This window comes from Azospirillum sp. TSO5, assembly GCF_003116065.1.
GTDB lineage: Bacteria > Pseudomonadota > Alphaproteobacteria > Azospirillales > Azospirillaceae > Azospirillum.
This window is the reverse complement of record NZ_LGQY01000062.1, coordinates 1-19897: the sequence shown is the minus strand read 5'-3', so window position 1 is coordinate 19897 and position 19897 is coordinate 1. Positions and strand designations below refer to the sequence as shown.

The 19897-nt window shown below is 68.1% G+C and carries 18 protein-coding genes; 7 read left to right on the top strand and 11 right to left on the bottom strand.

Features of this window, described 5'->3' with window-relative positions:
- Positions 1 to 21: 21 nt before the first annotated feature.
- Positions 22 to 1530 (bottom strand): acetyl-CoA hydrolase/transferase family protein, encoded by a 1509-nt coding sequence (locus TSO5_RS17545; RefSeq protein WP_109152761.1) that lies wholly within the window; start codon positions 1528 to 1530, stop codon positions 22 to 24.
- 350 nt (positions 1531 to 1880) lie between these two features.
- Here TSO5_RS17545 and TSO5_RS17540 point away from each other — a divergent pair, with 350 nt between their 5' ends.
- Positions 1881 to 2618, top strand: coding sequence for an AraC family transcriptional regulator (locus TSO5_RS17540; RefSeq protein WP_247870800.1), 738 nt, complete (start codon positions 1881 to 1883; stop codon positions 2616 to 2618).
- Here TSO5_RS17540 and TSO5_RS17535 read toward each other — a convergent pair.
- Positions 2611 to 3297: an alpha/beta hydrolase gene (locus tag TSO5_RS17535; protein ID WP_109152759.1), complete on the bottom strand. Its 687-nt coding sequence runs from the start codon at positions 3295 to 3297 to the stop codon at positions 2611 to 2613. The genes TSO5_RS17540 and TSO5_RS17535 overlap by 8 nt on opposite strands.
- 108 nt (positions 3298 to 3405) lie before the next feature.
- A complete protein-coding gene (locus TSO5_RS17530; RefSeq protein ID WP_211099785.1) occupies positions 3406 to 4023 on the bottom strand; it encodes a DedA family protein in 618 nt (205 codons plus the stop codon).
- A gap of 150 nt (positions 4024 to 4173) precedes the next feature.
- On the opposite strand from TSO5_RS17530, the gene TSO5_RS17525 reads away from it, so the two are divergent.
- Positions 4174 to 4653, top strand: coding sequence for an Lrp/AsnC family transcriptional regulator (locus tag TSO5_RS17525; protein ID WP_109152757.1), 480 nt, complete (start codon positions 4174 to 4176; stop codon positions 4651 to 4653).
- Between the two features lie 66 nt (positions 4654 to 4719).
- Here TSO5_RS17525 and TSO5_RS17520 read toward each other — a convergent pair whose 3' ends face one another.
- A complete protein-coding gene (locus TSO5_RS17520) occupies positions 4720 to 5958 on the bottom strand; it encodes a winged helix-turn-helix domain-containing protein (protein WP_109152756.1) in 1239 nt (412 codons plus the stop codon).
- A gap of 136 nt (positions 5959 to 6094) precedes the next feature.
- On the opposite strand from TSO5_RS17520, the gene TSO5_RS17515 reads away from it, so the two are divergent.
- Positions 6095 to 7297 carry an NnrS family protein gene (locus TSO5_RS17515; protein ID WP_109152755.1) on the top strand — a complete coding sequence of 401 codons (1203 nt, stop codon included), beginning with the start codon at positions 6095 to 6097 and terminating at the stop codon, positions 7295 to 7297.
- Between the two features lie 35 nt (positions 7298 to 7332).
- On the opposite strand, the gene TSO5_RS17510 is transcribed toward TSO5_RS17515, so the two are convergent.
- From TSO5_RS17510 to TSO5_RS17495, 4 genes are all read right to left on the bottom strand, one after another.
- Positions 7333 to 7707 carry a response regulator gene (locus tag TSO5_RS17510; protein WP_109152754.1) on the bottom strand — a complete coding sequence of 125 codons (375 nt, stop codon included), beginning with the start codon at positions 7705 to 7707 and terminating at the stop codon, positions 7333 to 7335.
- A 160-nt stretch (positions 7708 to 7867) separates the two neighbouring features.
- The gene (locus tag TSO5_RS17505; RefSeq protein ID WP_109152753.1) at positions 7868 to 8284 is read right to left on the bottom strand and encodes a hypothetical protein; all 417 of its coding nucleotides are present in this window, start codon (positions 8282 to 8284) and stop codon (positions 7868 to 7870) included.
- A 124-nt stretch (positions 8285 to 8408) separates the two neighbouring features.
- The gene (locus TSO5_RS17500) at positions 8409 to 11141 is read right to left on the bottom strand and encodes a response regulator (RefSeq protein WP_109152752.1); all 2733 of its coding nucleotides are present in this window, start codon (positions 11139 to 11141) and stop codon (positions 8409 to 8411) included.
- Positions 11138 to 11983 carry a phosphate/phosphite/phosphonate ABC transporter substrate-binding protein gene (locus tag TSO5_RS17495; protein ID WP_109152751.1) on the bottom strand — a complete coding sequence of 282 codons (846 nt, stop codon included), beginning with the start codon at positions 11981 to 11983 and terminating at the stop codon, positions 11138 to 11140. Before TSO5_RS17495 ends, TSO5_RS17500 begins: the two co-directional genes overlap by 4 nt.
- A gap of 358 nt (positions 11984 to 12341) precedes the next feature.
- Between TSO5_RS17495 and TSO5_RS17490 the strand changes: the two genes are divergently transcribed.
- The 3 genes from TSO5_RS17490 (at position 12342) to TSO5_RS17480 (ending at position 13255) form a co-directional block, all read left to right on the top strand.
- The gene (locus TSO5_RS17490; protein WP_109152750.1) at positions 12342 to 12530 is read left to right on the top strand and encodes a hypothetical protein; all 189 of its coding nucleotides are present in this window, start codon (positions 12342 to 12344) and stop codon (positions 12528 to 12530) included.
- A gap of 81 nt (positions 12531 to 12611) precedes the next feature.
- Positions 12612 to 12905: a DUF6516 family protein gene (locus TSO5_RS17485; protein WP_109152749.1), complete on the top strand. Its 294-nt coding sequence runs from the start codon at positions 12612 to 12614 to the stop codon at positions 12903 to 12905.
- Positions 12902 to 13255 carry a MarR family transcriptional regulator gene (locus tag TSO5_RS17480; RefSeq protein ID WP_109152748.1) on the top strand — a complete coding sequence of 118 codons (354 nt, stop codon included), beginning with the start codon at positions 12902 to 12904 and terminating at the stop codon, positions 13253 to 13255. Before TSO5_RS17485 ends, TSO5_RS17480 begins: the two co-directional genes overlap by 4 nt.
- An 86-nt stretch (positions 13256 to 13341) precedes the next feature.
- Here TSO5_RS17480 and TSO5_RS17475 read toward each other — a convergent pair whose 3' ends face one another.
- The 3 genes from TSO5_RS17475 to TSO5_RS17465 are packed head-to-tail and all read right to left on the bottom strand — an operon-like array spanning position 13342 to position 18367.
- Positions 13342 to 16419, bottom strand: a complete 3078-nt coding sequence (locus TSO5_RS17475; RefSeq protein ID WP_109152747.1) for a multidrug efflux RND transporter permease subunit — start codon at positions 16417 to 16419, stop codon at positions 13342 to 13344.
- 10 nt (positions 16420 to 16429) lie between these two features.
- Positions 16430 to 17671, bottom strand: coding sequence for an efflux RND transporter periplasmic adaptor subunit (locus TSO5_RS17470; protein WP_247870799.1), 1242 nt, complete (start codon positions 17669 to 17671; stop codon positions 16430 to 16432).
- A 6-nt stretch (positions 17672 to 17677) separates the two neighbouring features.
- Complete coding sequence (locus tag TSO5_RS17465; RefSeq protein ID WP_109152746.1) at positions 17678 to 18367, bottom strand: TetR/AcrR family transcriptional regulator; 690 nt, start codon at positions 18365 to 18367, stop codon at positions 17678 to 17680.
- Between the two features lie 262 nt (positions 18368 to 18629).
- On the opposite strand from TSO5_RS17465, the gene TSO5_RS17460 reads away from it, so the two are divergent.
- Positions 18630 to 19817, top strand: coding sequence for a urate hydroxylase PuuD (locus TSO5_RS17460; RefSeq protein ID WP_109152745.1), 1188 nt, complete (start codon positions 18630 to 18632; stop codon positions 19815 to 19817).
- Positions 19818 to 19897 lie beyond the last annotated feature (80 nt).

Sequence of the window (19897 nt, the reverse complement as noted above, 5' to 3'; positions counted from 1 at the left end):
CCCGCCCGTTTTCGAGGGCCCCTATTCGGCCGCCAGCGGCCTCGGCATCATGCTGCCGGTCTGCTGGAAGCGGGTGTGCCAGGCGAAAGCTTCCTCCAGCAGATGCGGGGTGTGGCCGCCGCGCTGGAGCGCCCGGCGCTGATAGTCCATTGCCAACTCGCGGTAGCTGGGATGGACGCAGTTGCGGATGATCGTCTCCGCCCGCTCGCGCGGAGCCAGCCCGCGCAGGTCGGCCAGCCCGACCTCCGTCACCAGAACGTCGACGTCATGCTCGTTGTGGTCGACATGGGTGACCATCGGCACGACGCTGGAGATGGCGCCGCCCTTGGCCAGCGACTTGGTGACGAAGATGGCGAGGTGGCTGTTGCGGGCGAAGTCGCCGGAACCGCCGATGCCGTTCATCATCTGCGTGCCGTTGACGTGGGTGGAGTTGACGTTGCCGTAAATGTCGCACTCCAGCGCCGTGTTGATGCCGATGACGCCCAGGCGGCGGATAACCTCCGGATGGTTGGAGATCTCCTGCGGGCGCAGCAGCAGCCGGCCCTTGTAGGAGCCGATCTTCGGCAGCACTTCGGCGTACTTTCCGGCGCTGAGCGTGATCGAGGATCCCGAGGCGAAATTCAGCTTGCCGGCGTCGAACAGCTCGAAGGTGCTGTCCTGCAGGACCTCGCTGTACATGGTCAGGTCGTGGAACGGCCCGTCGATCAGCCCGTGCAGCACCGCGTTGGCGATGGTGCCGATGCCGGCCTGCAGCGGCGCCAGCGAGCGGCCCATCCGGCCCTGCTTCACTTCGCGGCCCAGGAACTCGACCAGGTGGCCGGCGATGGCGTTGGTCTCGTCATCGGGCGGCAGGATGTTGGCGGAGCTGTCCTGCTTGCGCGTCACCACGATGGCCGCGATCCGCGACGGGTCGATCGGAATATAGGGCAGGCCGGCGCGGCTTTCCGCCGTCACCACCGGGATCGGCTCGCGGAAGGGGCGGCGGGTCGGGATGTAGACGTCGTGCATCCCCTCCAGATCCAGCGGCTGGGTCAGGTTCAGCTCGATGATGATCTTCTCGGCCAGGATGGCGAAGGTCGCCGAATTGCCGATCGAGGTGGTCGGCACGATGCCGCCATTCTCGGTGATGGCGCAGGCCTCGATCACCGCGACGTCGACCGGACCCATCTGGCGGGACCGCAGCAGTTCCACCGTTTCCGACAGATGCTGATCGACGAACATCACCTCGCCGCGGTTGATCGCCTTGCGCAGCACCGGGTCGGCCTGGAAGGGCAGGCGGCGCGACAGCACCCCCGCCTCGGTCAGGATCCGGTCGACGTCATTGCCCAGCGAGGCGCCGGTCATCAGCGTGATCTTCAGCTTTTCCGACGCGGCGCGCTCGGCCAGCGCCAGCGGTACCGCCTTGGCGTCGCCGGCGCGGGTGAAGCCGCTCATGCCCACGGTCATGCCGTCCTTGATGAGGAAGGCGGCCTCTTCCGCCGGAACCACCTTGCCCCACAGGGATTTCAGGCGGATGCGATCTCGGTACATCGGGCGTTCCTTTTATGAGTGCTTTTTAGCGAATGGCGAACGATCCGTGCCATAGCGGTCGTCTTTCTTATTTGAAAATAATCAATAGGGATGGGCTGTCGGGGGCTGCAATTGTTCGTCCGGAATATCAGGCCATTTGGAAGTGAATAGGTGGGCGAATATCGGATGATCGGTGCGAAATATGGGCGTGGTCTTTGGTAAGTGTCGGTGTGATTTGGTGAAACTCAGTTTCGCGTTCTGGTATTTGTGCCGGGCGACCGGTCCCGTGCCTGTGCACAGCTGTGCCTGTACGCGCCGGGGAGGAGGGCGTAGCATCGGCCCGTCGATCCAACGGCAAGGAGCCCGCCGGCGTGGCATCCCCGCATCGGCCGACCGTCAGCACCCGCAGTTACGACGGGCATGAACGGCGGCACGCCCATGACCATCACCAGATCGTGCTGCCGGTCGCCGGGACCCTCGACATGGAGGTCGGCGGCGCTTGCGGCCGGGTGGGCGATGGGCGCGGGGTGCTGGTGGCCGACGGCGTGCCGCACAGCTTCCGCAGCGGCGGGACCAACCGCTTCGTCGTGCTGGACGTGCCGTCCGCCGGGCTGGTGCCGGAGGCGGCGGTGCGCGCCTGTGACGCCTTCTTCACCATCGACGGCGCCCTGGACGGGCTGGTGCGCTATTTGGCGGCGGAGGCGGCCGACCGGCCGCTCGACCCGGTGCTGGCCCATCATTCGGCGGGGCTGCTGCTACGCGCCCTGGAAGCCCGCCAGCCGCCGCCCATATCGACCGACCCCATCGACCGCGCCCTGGCCCTGATGGCGGAGCGTTGTGCCGAGTCGCTGACGGTGGCGGAGTTGGCCGAGGCGGCTGGTCTGGCGCCCAGCCGGTTCCATGAACGCTTCCGTGCCCGGACCGGCAGTACCCCCGCCGCCATGCTGGCGGAGCTGCGGCTGGATCGGGCGGAGGCATTGCTGCGGGACGGCCGGTTGCCGCTGGCCGAGGTGGCGCTGGCGGTGGGCTTTTCCGACCAGAGCGCCCTGACCCGCAGCCTGCGCCGCCGCCGCGGCATCACGCCGGGGGCGGTGCGGAGGTCTAGATAGAGCGGGCCGCCTCGACGATCACCGCCGCGACGGCTTCCGCGCGCGACAGATGCGGGGCATGGCCGCTGTCGACCTCCACCGTCCGGGCGCCGATGCGCGACGCGGTGGCGCGCAGGAAGTCGGGCGGCAGCATGCGGTCCTGGGTGGCGACGACATACCAGGCGGGCTTGGTCTTCCAGGCGGCGGCGGTGACCTTGGTCGCGAAGCAGGCCGCCGCCACCGGCCCCTGGGTGGCGGCCAGTAGGGCGGCATCCTCCGCCGGCAAATCCTGGGCGAAGTTGCGGGCCATGCCTTCCGGCTTCAGGGTCAGGAAACGGTCCTTGTCCACCGAGACGCCGGACAGGCCGGCCGATGGCGGGAAGGGCTTCAGCGTGTCGTTCGGCGACTGCCCGGCGTCGGGGGCGAAGGCGGCGATGTAGACCAGGGACTTCACCCGTTCCTGAGCGCCGATCTGGGTGATGACGGCTCCGCCCCAGGAATGGCCGACCAGCACCACCGGCCCCTTGGTCCGGTCGATGGCGCGCTGGACATGGGCGACATCGTCGTCGAGCGAGACCAGCGGGTTCTGCACCGCGACCGCCGCGAAGCCTTCCGCCTGCAGGCGAGGAATCACCCGGCCCCAGGAGGAGCCGTCGGCGAAGGCGCCATGGACGAGGATGATGGTGGGTGTGGAACTCATGGAAGGGCGCTCCCCCTGGCGGTCGGATCGGCCAGTCAGAGCATGGCGGCGGCGCGGCGTCCAGCCGGCGCGGGGAGCTTTTCCTCAGGGTGGAAAAGGGTTTGCCGGTTATTCCGCCGGCTGCTGGTTCGTCCGCCGGCCGAAAGTGGCGACGCGGTAGACGTACCAGAGGGCGATCCCTGCGGCGACGATGTTGGAGATGGGGTTCAGCCAGCCGGCGACCTGCTGATAGCGGTCCTCCAGCAGATAGCCGGCGCTGGCGAGGAAGGTGGTCCAGATCGCCGTGCCGACGGTGGTGTAGAGCAGGAAGGACCCCAGCGGCATCTCCGACACCCCGGCGGGAATCGAGATCAGCGTGCGCACCGCCGGGATCATCCGGCCGATCAGCACCGAGCGGCCGCCATGCTCGCGGAAGCGGCTGGCGGCCTGATCGACCTCCTCCGGCGCGATGGTCAGCCAGCGGCCATGGCGCCCGGCCCAATGCTTCAGCCGGCGGCAGCCGACCCAACGGCCGATCATGTACCAGAACAGCGCCCCAAGCAAGGCGCCGGCCGTGCCCGAGACGATGACCATCACCAGCCCCAGCTCGCCGCGCGCGGCGGTGAAGCCGGCCAGCGGCAGGATCAGCTCCGACGGGATGGGGGGAAACAGGTTCTCCGCGAACATCAGCAGAGCGACGCCGACATAGCCGGTGTGCTCCACCATACCGACGATCCAATCGAACACGTTCGTTCTCCCACGCTTGGCGCCCACTCCCACCGTCGGACCAACACCGGAGGGTGGGATTGGTTGCATGGAAGGGCTCGCACCGGCCGCCGGCTCTGCTTATGTTTGCAGGTGTAACGATTGACTGGGCGGAGGAGGGGGAAGGCGCAGATGGCGGCGATCAAGCTCGACCGGCATGAGAAGGGCATCCTGACGGCCCTGCAGGAGAACGCCCGCCTGACCATGCAGGAGCTGGGCGACACTGTCGGCCTGTCGGCCTCGCCCTGCTGGCGCCGGGTTCGGTCGATGGAGGACATCGGCGTCATCCGCCGCTACACGGTGCAGCTCGACCCGCGCAAGCTGGGGCTGGGCGAGTGCGTGTTCGCCCATGTCACGTTGGAACGCCACAAGGAGAATGCGGTCGAACAGTTCGAGACCGCCATCGCCGACATGCCGGAGGTGCTGGAATGCTTCGCCGTCACCGGCGACGCCGATTACCTGCTGCGCATCGTCGTGCCGACGACGGAGGATTACGGCCGCTTCCTCAGCGAACGCATCTTCTCCATCCCCGCAGTGTCGCACGTCAAATCGAGCGTCACCCTGAAGGAGGTCAAGTTCGAGACCCGGCTGCCGCTCGACCATCTGGAGTGAGGCGCGATTCGCCCTCTCCCGCCCCGGGAGAGGGAGCCGATGCGATTTCCTAACCTCCGGTCGAACTCAGCCTCCCGCCCTTTGCAACTCCGCCGCCAAGGCCGGCGCCAGATCGCCGCCGCCGGTCATCGTCACACGCTCCAGCCCCAGCCAGCCGGCCAGACGGCGCAGTTCCGCCGCCAAGGGCGGGGTGACGGTGCCATGGCTGGCGTGGGGTTCGGTGTGGGCGGCCTGGACCAGCAGGGTGGACGCCTTGCGGTCGGATTTCAGGTCGACGCGGGCGGCGATGCGCTCGTCCATCAGGAAGGGCAGGACGTAATAGCCGTGTTCCCGCTTGTGGGCGGGCGTGTAGATCTCCAGCCGGATGCGGGCGCCGAACAGCCGTTCGGTGCGCTGCCGCTCCCAGATCAGTGAGTCGAAGGGGGAGAGCAGGGCGCGGGCCGGGGCCTTGCGGGGAATCCGCAGGTCGGGGGTGACGTAGGCGGTGCGGTCCCAGCCCTCCACCGTCACCGGCAGCAGGTCGCCGGCCTCCACCAGCTCGGCGATGCGCAGGCGGGCGTCGGCGACCTCCAGTCGGTGATAGTCGCGCAGGTCGCGTTCGGTCGCCACGCCATGGGCGCGGGCGGCGATGCGCAGAAGGGCGCGCTGGGCCTCGGCCTCGTCCGGGGTGGGCGTGTCGAGGACGGCGGCGGGCAGCACCCGCTCCGGCAGGTCATAGAGTCGCTCGAAGCCGCGGCGGCCGGCGGTGGTGACCAGACCGGCCCAGAACAGGAACTCCACGGCCCGCTTGCCGTCGCTCCACCCCCACCAGCCGCCGGCCCCGCGCCCAGCCTCGGACAGTTCCGAGGCGCCCAGCGGCCCGCGCGCCGCCACCTCGGCCAGGACGGAGTCGATGTAGGGGCGGCGTTCGGCGGCGAAGCGCGCCAGCTCGCCATAGATGCCCTCGCCACGCTCGGCCCGCGCCATGCGCCAGCGGAACAGCGGCTGCTGTTCCACCGGGATCAGCGATGCCTCGTGGCCCCAATATTCGAACAGCGCCCGCCGCTTGCCGCCATAGGCCAGCCGGTCGAGCAGCGCCGCCTCGTACGGCCCCAGCCGCGAGAACAGCGGCAGGTAATGCGAGCGCACCAGCACGTTGACCGAATCGATCTGCACCAGCCCCAGCCGCCCGATCAGGCGCCGGGCATGGCGGGCCTCTACCGGATCGGCTTCGGGGGGCGTGTTGGGGAACCCATTGGGGAAGCCTTGGGCCGCGATGGCGATGCGGCGGGCCTCCCGCAGGGACAGGCTGTCGGGACGGGGCATGGACCTGAAAGGAAAGCGGGCGGGATGCCAGCTTGCGAATGCGTTTGATTTTCGTCAAGGCGGCGTGGGGGCGTGGGGCGCAGGCTGATGGTCAATCCTGCACTGCAGCACCCGTCTTTTTGCGGAGTTCCCCTTCATGTCCTCCCCCAGTCTTGCCGGCCGCGACGACGGCCCCGCCATCCCGATCCTGTTCCAATATGGCTTCCGCTTCTTCTTCCTGTTCAGCGGCGTGGCCGCCGTCGGGCTGCTCGGCGCCTGGCTGGGCGTTCTGGTGACCGGGGAGTGGCCGGAGCATGCGGTCGGCGCCAGCGCCTGGCATGCGCATGAGATGCTGTTCGGCACGGTGGTGGCCGCCGTCGCCGGCTTCCTGCTGACCGCGGTGCCGAGCTGGACCGGAACCAAGGCGGTGTCCGGCGCGCCGCTGATGGCGCTCGCGGCATTGTGGATCGCCGGCCGCGTCGCCGTCTTCCCCTGGACCGGCATGCCGGAGCCGGTGGCGGCGGTGATCGACATCGCCTTCCTGCCGGGGCTGGGGCTGGCGCTCGGCCGGCCGCTGGTGGCGGCGGGCAAGTGGCGGAACAGCGCCTTCCTGATCCTGATCGGCCTGCTGACGGCGGCCAACCTGCTGATCCACCTCGACTGGCTGGAGATTCTGGACGGCGGGACGGATGCCGGCTTCGCGCTGGGCCTCGGCGTCGTGCTGATGATGGTGACGGTGATCGGCGGGCGCATCCTGCCGGCCTTCACCCGCAACGGGCTGGGCAAGGCGGGGCTGGGCGTGCGGTCCTGGCCGATGGTGGAGCGTCCGGTGCTGGTGCTGACGCTGGCGCTGATCCCGGCGGCGATGGTGGCGCCGGAGTCCGTGGTCACCGGGCTGATCGCGCTCGCCGCCGCGGTGGCCCATGCGGTGCGGCTGGCCGGCTGGCAGGGCTGGAAGGCCTGGCGCTCGCCGATCCTGTGGATCCTGCATGTCGGTTATCTGTGGGTGCCGGTGGCGCTGGGCTTGCGCGGGCTGCATGCCCTGGCCGGGCTGCCGGCGGCGGCGGGAACCCATGCGATGACGATCGGCGCCTTCGCCACCCTGATCCTGGCGGTGATGAGCCGCGCCTCGCTCGGCCACACCGGGCGGCCGCTGGTGGTGTCGCGGCTGACGGTTGCCGCCTATGTGCTGCTGACGGTCGCGGCGGTCGCCCGCACCGCCTCGCCGCTGCTGCCGGTGGAGTGGGTGTGGTCGGCGCTGCAATGCTCCGGCTATGCCTGGGTCGCGGCCTTCACCCTGTATCTCGTCGCCTACGCCCCGGTCCTGATGTCGCCGCGGGTCGACGGGCGGCCGGGCTGATTGGCGTTGGCTGATCGGGGTTGGCCGACGGGCGGTCAGGCGGCGCCGCGGAAGTAACGGTCGATGGCGTCCGTCATCTCGACCTCGCGGAAGGGCTTGGTCAGGACCGGCCGGTCCTGATGGCTCCGCGGCAGGCCGGCGGCGCCGTGGCCTGTGGTGAAGACGAAGGGGATGCCCTGGGCGCTCAGCGCGTCGGCGACGCTGTCGACGCGCTCCCCGCGCAGGGTGACGTCCAGCAGGGCGGCGTCGATGCCGCCCTTGGCGATCAGCTCCAGCGCTTCCGCCACCGTGCCGGCGGGACCGACGACGCCGACATTCTGGACTTCCAGCGAATCCTCGATGGCCATGGCCACCAGCGGCTCGTCCTCGACGAGCAGGATGCGCAAGGGCTTCGATCGGTCGGCTTCCATGGACAGGCGGCTCGCTGATGGTCGGGGCTGTTGTCGGCCGTCAGATGGGGGTCTTAATCCCATATGGCAACCGGCGTGAGCTTTTCCGTTCAGCCCTCCGCTTGTCCAGCCCGACCTTGGTCATCGCCCATTGGGCCATCCACGAGCTACAGCTGGACTATCACCCCAGATCATCAAGCGCCTGTTGGAGGGACGGATAGAGCGCCTCCACCAGCGATCCGTCCGGCCGCACCGGCGACGGCAGGGTGTCGGCCCCTTCCAGCGCCCGGAAAAGCGGCAGGCCGCCGACCTCGACGAAGCCGCCGCGCTCGCCATACTGGCCGACGATCCAGTCCTTGACCGTCGGGTCGCCGTCCAGCGCGTTGTTGTGCGAAATCAGCGCATGGGTGCCGTCGTCCGACCGACGGTACCAGGCCCGGCAGCCGTCGCCGAGATCCATCGGCGTGAAGCCAGCCTCGGTCATGGCCTTCCGCACCGCCGGTCGCACCCGGTCGGCCCGCAATCCGGCCAGCAACCCGGTATGTGGCCCGGTATGTGGACCGGTCCATTGATCGAGATCGTCCGCTAGGTCGCTCATGTCGCCTCTCTGGTCTTGGTCCTGAGGAGACAACGCGCCAGGAGGACTTTTGTGCCACGCCGACCTGTCCGAATGTGGAGGGAGCGGCTGCCTGTTGGTGGCGTTGCGGCCACCACTTATCCGTTCAGACGTTTAGCGGCTGGCGGGTGCGGAGCGCGGCGAGCGAGCGGTCCAGCAGGTCGCGCAACCGCTGTTCCTGCTCCAGAACCGCGGCGGCCGGGGCGTGCTCCAGCTCCTTCGCCAGACGGCCGAGGGCGGCGGCGCCGAGATTCAGCGAGGTGCCCTTCAGCGTGTGGGCGGTGCGGTTGTGCGGCTCCCCGGCGCGGGCCTGGGCAACCATGCTGTCGATGGTCTTCTGCCCGTTGTCGGTGAAGCCGGCGACGGAGGCGGTCCAGTCGTCGGCCGTCAGCACCTCCAGCAGCAGGGACACCTGTTCCTCATCCAGCAGGTCGGCGTCGGGAATGGCAGGCTGGTCGATCATGGCGGGCTCCGGAGCGGCGGGCGCGGGGGCGGCGGACACAGCCGCGCCGTTGCCCAGCACCGACGCCATTTCGGCAAAGAGCAGGGCGGGGCGCAAGGGCTTGGTGACGAAACCGTTCATCCCCGCCGACAGACATTCCGGCCGCGAACTGCCTGACGCATGGGCGGTCAGCGCCAGGATGGGGACGCTTCCCTGAGGGTCGGGCAGTTCGCGCACGCGGCGGGTGGCGGTCAGCCCGTCCATGCCCGGCATCTGAATGTCCATCAGCACGAGGTCGAACGGCTGGTCGCGCACCATGCGCACCGCCTCCCCGCCGCTGGCGGCCAGCGCCACGCTGTGGCCGGCGCGCTCCAGGATGCCGCGGACGATGTCGCGGTTGACCTCGATGTCGTCGACCGCCAGCACGCGCAGCGTCGGCAAGGCCGCGGCGCGTGCCGCCTCGCCGACGCTGGTGCCGTGTCCGGGCTCGACGCGGCGCAGGGCCGACGGGTCGCCGGGACGGGCGACGACGGTGAAGTGGAAGACGCTGCCGCGGCCGGGGGCGGTGTCCACCGCAATGCTGCCGCCCATCAGCAGGCAGAGGTCGCGGCAGATCGCCAGCCCCAGCCCGGTGCCGCCATAGCGCCGGGTGATCGAGCTGTCGGCCTGGGTGAAGCGGTCGAACAGGGTCGGCACCGAACCCGGCGCGATGCCGATGCCGGTGTCCTCCACCTCGAACTCCAGAAGGAAGGAGTCGGGATGACCATAAGCGATGACGTCGGCGGGGGTGCGGTCCAGCCGGCGCACCCGCACGGCGACATGGCCCTCCTCGGTGAATTTCACCGCGTTGCCGACCAGATTGAACAGGATCTGGCGCAGGCGGGCCGGGTCGGTGACGATCACCTCCGGCACCGACGGCATCAGCCGGGCCGACAGCTCCAGCCCCTTGTCGGTGGCGTTCGGGCGCAGCACCTCCAGAACCCCGTCGATCAGCTGGGGCAGGGCGCAGTCCGCCTCCTCCAGATCGATGCGGCGGGCCTCCAGCTTCGACAGGTCGAGGATGTCGTCCAGCAGCCGCAGCAGCGTTTCGGCCGAGCGGCGGGCGACGTCGGCCAGCCGCTTCTCCTCCGTCGGCAGCGAGGCGTCCGCCAGCAGGGTCAGGTTGCCCAGCACGCCGTTCATCGGGGTGCGCAGCTCGTGGCTGACGGTCGCCAGGAACTCGGTCTTCGACCGGCTGGCGGCCTCCGCCTTCTCCTTGGCCTGGAGCAGCTGCTCGGCCGCCTGACGCGGCTCGGTCACGTCGATGCACAGCCACAGCTTGCCGATGGCGGTGCCGGTGGCCCCGGCGCCTTTGCGCACCGGCACATTGTGCCAGCTGACGATGCGCCCGTCGGTCAGCGTCATCTCGCGCCGCTCGTCGCCGTCCACCGCCGACAGCAGGGTATAGTCGGTGTCGCGCGGGGCGTTGCCGGCGTTGGCCAGCGTCTCGTCCAGCCGGTGGCCGACCGGCGCCACGGTGATCGCGAACAGGCCGGAGAAGGCCGGGTTGGCGTAGGCGATGCGCCCGTCGCCGCCGACGAACAGCACGCCGAAATCCATCGCCGACAGCAGAGCGGACAGGCGGGCGCGTTCCTGCTCCACGTCGCGGGCCAACGCCTCCTGCTCGTCGAGCGCGACGGTCAGCTGGTCGACGCGCTCCTTGATGGCGTGCGACATGGTGTTGAAGGCCGCACCCAGCCGGCCGATGTCGTCGCTCCCCTCCGCCAGTTCGGGCGGGCTGTAGTCGCCGGCCGCCACCCGTTCGCTGGCCCGCGCCAGCGCCGCCAGATGGCGGGTCAGCCACAGGCCCAGCAGGGTCAGCAGCCCGGCAGACAGCAGGATTTCCGACAGGGCGATGGCGATGCCCTGGGTCAGCAGGTCACGCCGCGCCTCGACGATGTGCAGCAGGTCGAGACCGAACTGCACCGCGCCCAGCTTCTGCCCGGCCAGCGACACCGGCACCGCCACGTCGTAGCGGGCGATGCCGTCCTTGGTGTCCAGCGTCAGGGCCGGGTCGGGATTGGGCAGCGCGCGGTTTTCCGGCCAGCCGCTGATCGCCACCAGCCTACCGTTGCTGTCGCTGACGGCGAGATAGAGGACGCCGCCGGTGGAGCGGCTTTCGTCCAGCACCGCCTGCAGCGTCGCATAGTCGCGCTGGGCCAGCGGCGCCACCAGTGCGGCGTTCAGCACCGGCGCCACCTGCCCCGCATGCAGCCTTGCCTGTTCGGCGAGGCTGCCGTAGAGCAGCCGCACGCTGTTGGCGACCAGCAGGGTCAGCATGATCGCCTCGACCGCCATCGCGGCGACCAGCATGCGCCCGCGCAGGGTCTTCCAGGGCGCCAGACGGGTCAGGATCATTTCCCGGCCTTCAGAACGCTCCGGACCTCGTCGGCCAGCGGTTCCATCGCCTCCAGCTCTTCATCGGTGACCATGCGGTAGCCGTCGAGCTGGTTGGCGTCGAAATACGCCTTGCCCTCCGCCGTCTCGCCGAAGGCGAACAGCGCCTTGCGCAAAGGGTCCGCCAGGTCCGCCTGCTTGCCGTTCAGCATATAGACGCGGCCGGCCATCGGGCGGCTTTCGGCGATGGTGGAGAGCTGGGCCTGAACCTCCGGCGCCAGCTTGGCTCGGTTGGCCAGCGACATGAAGCCGGCCGACGCATCGCCGGCCAGGATCAGCTGGGCCACGCTGTCGGCGGCGCTGACATAGCGAAGCTGGATGTTGGGCAGCTTCTGTTCGGCCAGCCAATGCTGGCCCCACAGCGTCACCAGCGACGACGGGCTGAGGCCCAGGACGGTGGTGCCGGCAAGCGACGCCGCCGTCTGGTACGGTCCCTTGGCAGCCGTCACTGCGACGGCGCGGAAGTCGGCCTTGTAGGTCAGCAGCGGCAGATAGGCGGCGTCCTTGCGCAGCAGTTCCGCCTGATGGCCGGTGGTGACGGCGATGTCGTATTCCTGGTCGACCGCCCGGCGGGCGAAGGCGGTGAAGTCGGGCGCCGTCACGATCTCCACCGGCCGGCCCAGCGCCGCCTCCACCGCGCGGCGGACGGGCTGGTACTGTTCGATGATGACGCGGGCGCTGGTGTGCGGGGCGATGCCGATGCGGAACGCCTGCTCCGCCGCCACGGCCGGAGCGGGAGTTGCCAGCCCGCACAGCAGGGCGGAACAGAGCGCGGCAAGGCCGGCCAACAGACGCTTTGTCATGGATCTCGGATCCCTACGTTGTGCAGGCGTGAAATGCCGGCGCATGAACGGACAGCATTCGTTACGACGGCGGCCCGACCAGTGGCCTAGGACAAAAGATATAACATTCGATAAATGCCGCAGGTAGGGACAAGAGCGCGCAGGGCGGCCTCTTTCGCGCATGCCGCGGCGGGTTTTACGCGATGTGAAAAGCTTGTGGAGCTTTGGCCATTCCTGCTCGCATCATTCTGCCGGCCCTGCGCAACTTTGAAACGGGGGCGGGGAAGGATTCGGCGGGCGTCCAAGAAAGATCACGCTTTGGTTGCGGGGCGGTCCGCTATGTGTCGGGCGTGCCTCCTCGCCGCAAAGGACCTCCGCCGTGCCGGAACGAGCCCTCGACCCGCAGTCAGCGATCTGCAGCGCAATCGGTCTGCTGCGCGCCCACAGCCGCGGCTGCGACAGCATCGAAACCCGGCGCCTGCTGATCCACACCGAGCGCTGGCTGGTCTGGATGCTCCGCTGTGAAGAGGGCGAGGATCTGCCGGTGCCGGCGGAACTGGCGGGGTGAGACGTGTAATCCGCATGGAAGCATGGCGCATTTCACCATATGGTGATTGAAACCATAGCGTGGGAATGCCATGATCCTGTCATGACCAAGGCCAAACTTCTGCGCGACCGCAAAATGGTGCTGCCTGACGGTGCCATCGTGCAGATCCGGGTGTGGCTGGTGACTGTGCCGGTGCCCCCGAGCGAACACCGCTTCAAGTACAGCCTATATTATGGGCGCAACGGCGAGCGTCTGGTTGCCTACGATAATGAACGTGGCAAGGGCGACCACAAGCACATTGGAATGGACGAGGTGCCGTACCGCTTCACCGACATCGAAACGCTGCTGGGAGACTTTCTGGCGGATATCGGGACCTTGAGGGGAGAACCGCTATGACGGATCTGAAGATCACGGTCGGTCAAAGCCTGCGGGACATCGCGGCGGAGGTTGCGGACGCCGTGCATCGCGTCGAGCGTGGCGAAACCGTCGAACCTGAAAGCTCCATCAACTTCGCGGACTGGGAAACCCTGGCGCGGACACTGACAGGGAAGCGCCTGGAACTCCTGCGCCATCTTCACCGGCAGCCGACCGCGAGCGTACGGGCGCTGGCGATGGCGCTGAAGCGCGATTACAGCAACGTCCATGCCGATGTCCAGGCGCTGACGGAAGCCGGGCTGATCGAGCGGAGCGAGGATGGCGACCTGCGTGCCGAATATGACGGCATCCAGACGCGGATCGCGCTGTAAACCTCCAAGCAACGATTACCCCAAACGAAAACAGGCCCCTCCCGGTCGGGAGGGGCCTGTTTCGTCTTGCGGTTCCCGACGGCGCGTCAGGTCGTGCTGCGCAGTTGCTCCGCCCGGCTGGAACGGGACGCGGCGTAGTGGTCCTTGGCCAGCAGGGTGTAGACCGCCGGCAGGACGAACAGCGTGAACAGCGTGCCGATCAGCATGCCGGACACGATCACCAGACCGATGGAGAAGCGGCTGGCCGCACCGGCCCCCGCCGCGGTCAGCAACGGCAGCAGGCCGACCACCATCGCCGCGGTGGTCATCAGGATCGGGCGCAGGCGGACGCGGGCCGCGTGCTCGATCGCGGTGCGGCGGTCCACGCCTTCGTTGATCTGCATCTCGCGGGCGAACTCCACCAGCAGGATGCCGTGCTTGGAGATCAGGCCGATCAGAGTCACCAGACCGACCTGGGTGTAGATGTTCATGGTGGCGGCGCCGAAGAACAGCGGCAGCAGCGCGCCGCAGATCGACATCGGCACCGACACCAGGATCACCAGCGGGTCGCGCAGCGATTCGAACTGCGCGGCCAGCACCAGATAGATCACGATCAGCGCGAAGGCGAAGGTGACCATCAGCTGGCTGCCCTCCGTCACGAACTGGCGCGATTCAGACAGGTAGGCGTGGTTGAAGCCGGCCGGCAGCTGGGTGCGCGCCTGCGCCTCCAGGAAATCGACGACCTGACCCATGGAGACGCCCGGCATCGGCACGGCGGAGAAGGTGGCCGAGGGCAGCTGGTTGTACTTGTTCAGCGCGTTCGGCTCCACCGCCGTATCCACCGACACCACGGTGGACAGCGGGATCTGGGCGCCCGATCCGGAGGTGACGTAATAGTTGGTCAACGATTCAGGCGTCAGGCGGTCGGCCCGCGGCACCTGCGGAATCACCTCGTAGGAACGGCCGTTCAGGTTGAAGCGGTTGACGTAGTTGCCGCCGACCAGCACCGCCAGCGTGTCGCCCACCGCCTTCATCGACAGGCCGAGGTCGGCCGCCTTGGCGCGGTCGATCTTCAGCCGGACGACCGGGCTGTCGTATTTCAGGTCGGTGTCGGTGACGATGAACATGCCGCTTTTCATGGCGGCGTCGTTGATCCGCTCGATGGCGTCGAAGATGGTGCGGTAATCGCCGGGGCTGGAGATCACCATCTGCACCGGCAGGCCGCCGGTGGAACCGGGCAGGGCCGGCGGCGACACCAGGAACACGTTGATGCCCGTCACCTTGCTCAGCTCGGCCTGGGCCAGCGGCTGCAGTTCCTTGGCCGACCGCGCGCGCTCGCCCCACGGCTTCAGGATCATGCCGGCGAAGCCCTGGTTCAGGGTCGGCATGCCGGTCAGGACGAAGCGGGTGTCGGTCTCCGGGAAGCTGGCGAAGGTGTCGTCGATCTGCTTTCCGAAGCTGTCGATATAGTCGAGGTTGGCATATTGCGGCGCCTTGGAGATGCCGAACAGAATGCCCTGGTCCTCTTCCGGCGCCAGTTCCGACATGGTGTTGGCGAACAGGTAGCCGACCGACAGCAGGATGCCCAGCGCGAACAGAAGGGTCGCGGCGCGATAGTCCAGCATGCCGTCCAGTCGCCGCTCGTACCACCCCGCCAGCCGTTCGAACTGGCGGTCGAGGAAGGCGGCGAAGCGGCCCTGGCTCCCGCCCTCCTTGAGGATGACGGAGCACATCATCGGCGACAGCGTCAGCGCCACGATGCCCGACACGATCACCGACGCGGCGAGCGTGAAGGCGAATTCGCGGAACAGCGCGCCGGTCAGTCCGCCCAGCAGGCCGATGGGGGCATAGACCGCCGCCAGCGTGATGGTCATGGAGATGACCGGTCCGATGATCTCGCGCGCGCCGATCAGCGATGCCGCGACCGCCGATTTGCCGTGCTCTATGTGCCGGTGGATGTTCTCCACCACCACGATGGCGTCGTCCACCACAAGGCCGATGGCGAGCACCATCGCCAGCAGAGTCAGCAGATTCAGCGAGAAGCCGAGAGCCAGCATGAAGGTGGCGGCGCCGACGATCGACAGCGGAATCGTCACCACCGGGATCAGCACCGACCGGAGGGATCCCAGGAACAGGAAGATGACGACGATGACGATGGCCACCGCTTCGAGCAGCGTCTTCACCACCTCGTCGATGGACGCCTGGATGAAGCGGGTGCTGTCATAGACGATTTCCATCTTCATGCCGGGCGGCAGGTTGCGCCGCAGCTCCGGTTCCATCTTGCGGATGTCTTCGACGATGTTCAGCGGGTTGCCGGTGGGGGTGCTGTCGACGCCGATGAAGATCGCCTGCTGCCCGTTCATCGCCACGCTGGCGTCGAAGCTCTTGGAGCTGAGTTCGACGGTGGCGATGTCGCGCATCCGCACCAGCGCCCCGTCCTTGGCCTTCACCACCATGTCGCGGAACTGGTCGACGTCGGTCAGGCCGGTGTTGGCGGTGACGTTGGAGATGACGAAGACGCCCTTGGTCTGGCCGGGAGCCGACTGGTAGTTGTTGGCGGCGACCGCCGCCGAGACGTCGGCCGGCGAGATGTTGCGCGCCGCCATCTTGGCCGGGTCCAGCCAAAGCCGCATGGCGAAGGTCTGGCCGCCCAGGATCTTGGCCTGCGCCACCCCGTTCACGGTGGACAGCACCGGCTGAACCACGCGCGTCAGATAGTCGGAGATCGCTGCCCCCGACAAATCGGGGCTGGAGAAACCCATATAGAGGATGGAGGTCGTCTCGCCGGTCGATTTCAGGATGACCGGGTCGTTGGCCTCGCGCGGGAGCTGGTATTTGACCTGCTGCACCTTCGCCATCACGTCGGTCATCGCGACGTTGGGGTCGAAGTTCAGCCGGACATAGGCGGTGACGACGCTCTGCCCCTGGGTGGAGGAGGAGGTCAGGTAGTCGAGACCCTCCGCCGTCGCCACGGCCTGTTCGATCGGCGTCGCGATGAAGCCCTGCATCAGCTCCGGCGAGGCGCCGGGATAGCTGGTGGTGACGGTGATGACCGTGTTCTGCAGCTGCGGATACTGCCGGATCGGCAGCTCCAGCATCGAGCGGATGCCGACCAGCAGGATCAGCAGGCTGACCACGACGGACAGAACGGGCCGGCGGATGAAGATGTCGGTGAAACTGCCCATGGCATCGGCCTCAGTTCTGCGGCAGGGTCTGCGGCGGCGTGAGCGGATTGCTCTGCGCCTCGACGACCGCGGCGCCGTTGTCCAGCTTCAGCTGGCCGGACACCACGACGCGGTCGCCGGGGTTCAGGCCGCTGCGGATCTCGACCCGGTTGGCGAGGCGGTCGCCGGTCTTCACCGCCTTGCGCTCCACCACCATCTGCTCCTTGCCGTCCTGGCCCTGCTTCTTCACGGTGACGAAGACGGAATCGCCGTAGACCGTGTAGTCGACCGCGGTTTCCGGCACGGTCAGCGTGTCGGGCTGCGGCGGCAGGACGACGCGGACACTGGCGAACATGCCCGGCCGCAGCTGGCGCTCGCGGTTATCCATGGTCGCCTGCACCTTCACCGCGCGGGTGTCGGCGCTGACCTGCGGTTCGATGGTGGTGATCTTCGCCTCGAAATCGTGGCCGGGCAGGGCATCGACGTTGATCAGCACACCCTGGCCGACCGACAGCTTCGGCAGCGCCTGCTCCGGCAGGGTGAAGTTGATGTAGAGCTGCGACAGGTCGGTCAGGGTGACGATGGTGGCGCCGGGATTGACGTAGTCGCCGACATTGACCTGCCGGATGCCGAGGTCGCCGTCGAACGGCGCCTTGATCAGCTTCTGGCCGATCAGCGCCGTCGTGCGCTTCATGTTCGCGTTGATCTCGTCGAGCTGCGCCTGATACTGGTCGACGTTGCTCTGGGGCGTGGCCTGGCTGCGGCGCAGGTCGCGGTAGCGCTCCAGGTTCAGCTCGGCCAGACGCGCCTGGGCGCGCTGGGCCAGCAGGTCGGCCTGTTCGGTGGCGTCGTTCAACTGCACCAGCGGGTCGCCGACCTTGACGCGGGAGCCTGATTCGAAGGGGATGCGCTCCACCCGGCCGGCGACCTCGGGGGCCACCGTGACCTGACGCGCCGCCTGCAGCGTGCCGATGGCCGGCAGATATTTCGGGATCGTCTGCACCGTCGCGTCCGCCAGAGCCACCGGGGTGGGCGGCGGCTTGTTGTTGGCGAAGAAGTCGGCGATGGCCTTGGCGCGGAAGCTGTTGAAGCCGTACAGCCCGGCCCCCAGCAACCCGAGGATCACCAGCGTGATGATGATGCGCAGGGTCAGCCGCCCGCGCGTCACCGGTTTGCGCGGCGGCGTGGAGGGCGGCGGAGGCGTCCCGCGGCCCGGCTCGGACGCCGGGTGGCCGAATGACGTCTCGGTCTTTGGCGAATGGTCCAGGGTCACGTTCGGCTACTCCGGTCTCTCGGGTGTGGGGTCGTCATTGTTGGAGCCGCACTCGCGGGCGGCGATGATGTCGTCGCGCAGGCCGAGGCCGCGCAGGATGAACCAGACGGTCTGGCGGGCAAGCTCGGGACGGCCGCAGGGATAGGGCACCACCGTCCCGCCGGACAGGCAGACGGTCGCCATCATTCCGCACAGATGTTCGGCGAGCCAGAGTCCGTTCTCCGCGTCGATCGGCCCCGGCGCAAGGTCGCCGCAGGCGACGGCGGCGGCGATGGAGGCGGCGAAACAGGGCATGAAGCGGCTGCGGATGCCCTCATAGACCTGCCGCATGAACTCGCCGTCCTCCAGCAGGCTGATGATCGACAGACGGTGGCGCGCCCGTTCGTTGGGATCGGACGGCACCTCGACCACGAAGTAGTTCACCAGCCCCTGGATCATCTGCACCAGCGTGCCGGTGCCCGGCGGCAGGGCGACCAGCCGTTCATATTCCGGGTCGCCGTCGATGCAGCTGAGGAAGATCGCCTCGTACAGCGAGGCCTTGGACGGGAAATGCTTGAAGATCAGCGCCTCCGACACACCGGCAGCCTGCGCGATCTCCCGTGTGGTGGTCGCGGCGAAACCCTTGCGCGCGAACAGCGGCAAGGCGGCGTCGAGGATCGCCCGCTTGCGGGCGCTGCTGTCGAGGCGTGGGGCCATTGGGGCGTTAAATCAGTAGCTTGTGATAAGTGAGTGCTTACTCACCTTTGCGGGCGGAGGTATAGCTTGGGTGCGGCATTCTGTCCATGGGGTTTGGTAGGACCAGCGTGGGTCTCCTGCCCGGCCCCTGACAGCCGCCCTGACGGGCACCACCATCTTTCGTCATTTTTTGAAGCTGTTGGGATGGACGAATGGTTTTCCGCACCCGCACACTCGCCTTACAGTCAAGGCATCGATCTTGACCGGAAGGAGCGTGCGCGCGATGGAGCCCATCCTGTGGGAATGGATCAACGCCCTGGTGCGGTGGCTGCACGTCATCACCGCCATCGCCTGGATCGGATCGTCCTTCTACTTCATCCATCTCGACGCCTCGCTGCGCAAGCGGACGGGGGCGCCGGCCGGGACGGCGGGGGATGCGTGGCAAATCCACGGCGGCGGCTTCTACCACATGACCAAATACATGGTCGCCCCGCCGCAGTTGCCGGAGGATCTCACCTGGTTCAAGTGGGAATCCTACGCGACGTGGCTCAGTGGCTTCTTCCTGATGTGCGTGCTGTATTACCGCGGCGCCGACCTGTTCCTGATCGATCAGGACGTGATGGCGCTCAGCCATTGGCAGGCGGTGGCGATCAGCGTCGGCGCGCTGGTGGCGGGCTGGGTCGCCTATGACCTGATGTGCAAGTCGCCGCTGGGCCGCAACGACGGTGCCCTGGCGATTGCCGGCTTCGTGATGCTGGTGGCGACGGCCTGGGCGATGACCAAGCTGTTCAGCGGGCGCGGCGCCATGCTGCAGGTCGGCGCGCTGATGGCGACGATGATGGCCTGCAACGTCTTCATGCTGATCATCCCCAACCAGCGCAAGACGGTGGCCGCCATGCTGCGCGGCGAGACGCCGGACCCGTCGCTGGGAAAGAAGGCGAAGCAGCGGTCTCTGCACAACAATTACCTGACGCTGCCGGTCGTCTTCCTGATGCTATCCAACCATTATCCGCTGGTCAGTTCCACCCGCTACAACTGGGTGATGGTGGCGCTGGTGCTGGTGGTCGGCACGGCGATCCGCCACTTCTTCAACAGCCGCCATGCCGGCAAGCCGACGCCCTGGTGGACCTGGGGAGTCGCCGCCGCCGGAATGCTGGCCTGTGCGTGGCTCAGCACCATGGGGCCGGCGAATGGCGACACCGCGGCGGCGGCGCCGGTCAAGGTCGGCTTCAATCAGGTTGAGGAGATCGTCTCCACCCGCTGCAGCATGTGCCACGCCGCCCAGCCGGTGTGGGAGGGCATCGCCACCCCGCCGCGCGGCGTCGTGCTGGAGGGCGACGGCATCCGCCGCCATGCCGAGCAGATCCGCCTGCAGGCCGGCTTCAGCAGCGCCATGCCCCCCGCCAACATCACCGGAATCACGCCCCAGGAACGCGCGGTGTTGGCGGCGTGGTCGGGGGACCTGAAATAACCCTCTCCCGCCTCTCGCACAAACTTCGTTTGTGCTGACGGCGTCAGGCGGATCGAAGATCCGCTGAGAGCCCCGGGAGA

Coding starts and splice junctions, on each gene's coding strand:
- TSO5_RS17515 (WP_109152755.1), top strand. CDS start 6,095: ATGTCCTCCCCCAGTCTTGCCGGCCGCGACGACGGCCCCGCCATCCCG.
- TSO5_RS17480 (WP_109152748.1), top strand. CDS start 12,902: ATGACGGATCTGAAGATCACGGTCGGTCAAAGCCTGCGGGACATCGCG.
- TSO5_RS17535 (WP_109152759.1), bottom strand. CDS start 3,297: ATGAGTTCCACACCCACCATCATCCTCGTCCATGGCGCCTTCGCCGAC.
- TSO5_RS17510 (WP_109152754.1), bottom strand. CDS start 7,707: ATGGAAGCCGACCGATCGAAGCCCTTGCGCATCCTGCTCGTCGAGGAC.
- TSO5_RS17545 (WP_109152761.1), bottom strand. CDS start 1,530: ATGTACCGAGATCGCATCCGCCTGAAATCCCTGTGGGGCAAGGTGGTT.
- TSO5_RS17475 (WP_109152747.1), bottom strand. CDS start 16,419: ATGGGCAGTTTCACCGACATCTTCATCCGCCGGCCCGTTCTGTCCGTC.
- TSO5_RS17500 (WP_109152752.1), bottom strand. CDS start 11,141: ATGATCCTGACCCGTCTGGCGCCCTGGAAGACCCTGCGCGGGCGCATG.
- TSO5_RS17525 (WP_109152757.1), top strand. CDS start 4,174: ATGGCGGCGATCAAGCTCGACCGGCATGAGAAGGGCATCCTGACGGCC.
- TSO5_RS17485 (WP_109152749.1), top strand. CDS start 12,612: ATGACCAAGGCCAAACTTCTGCGCGACCGCAAAATGGTGCTGCCTGAC.
- TSO5_RS17465 (WP_109152746.1), bottom strand. CDS start 18,367: ATGGCCCCACGCCTCGACAGCAGCGCCCGCAAGCGGGCGATCCTCGAC.
- TSO5_RS17520 (WP_109152756.1), bottom strand. CDS start 5,958: ATGCCCCGTCCCGACAGCCTGTCCCTGCGGGAGGCCCGCCGCATCGCC.
- TSO5_RS17460 (WP_109152745.1), top strand. CDS start 18,630: ATGGAGCCCATCCTGTGGGAATGGATCAACGCCCTGGTGCGGTGGCTG.
- TSO5_RS17505 (WP_109152753.1), bottom strand. CDS start 8,284: ATGAGCGACCTAGCGGACGATCTCGATCAATGGACCGGTCCACATACC.
- TSO5_RS17495 (WP_109152751.1), bottom strand. CDS start 11,983: ATGACAAAGCGTCTGTTGGCCGGCCTTGCCGCGCTCTGTTCCGCCCTG.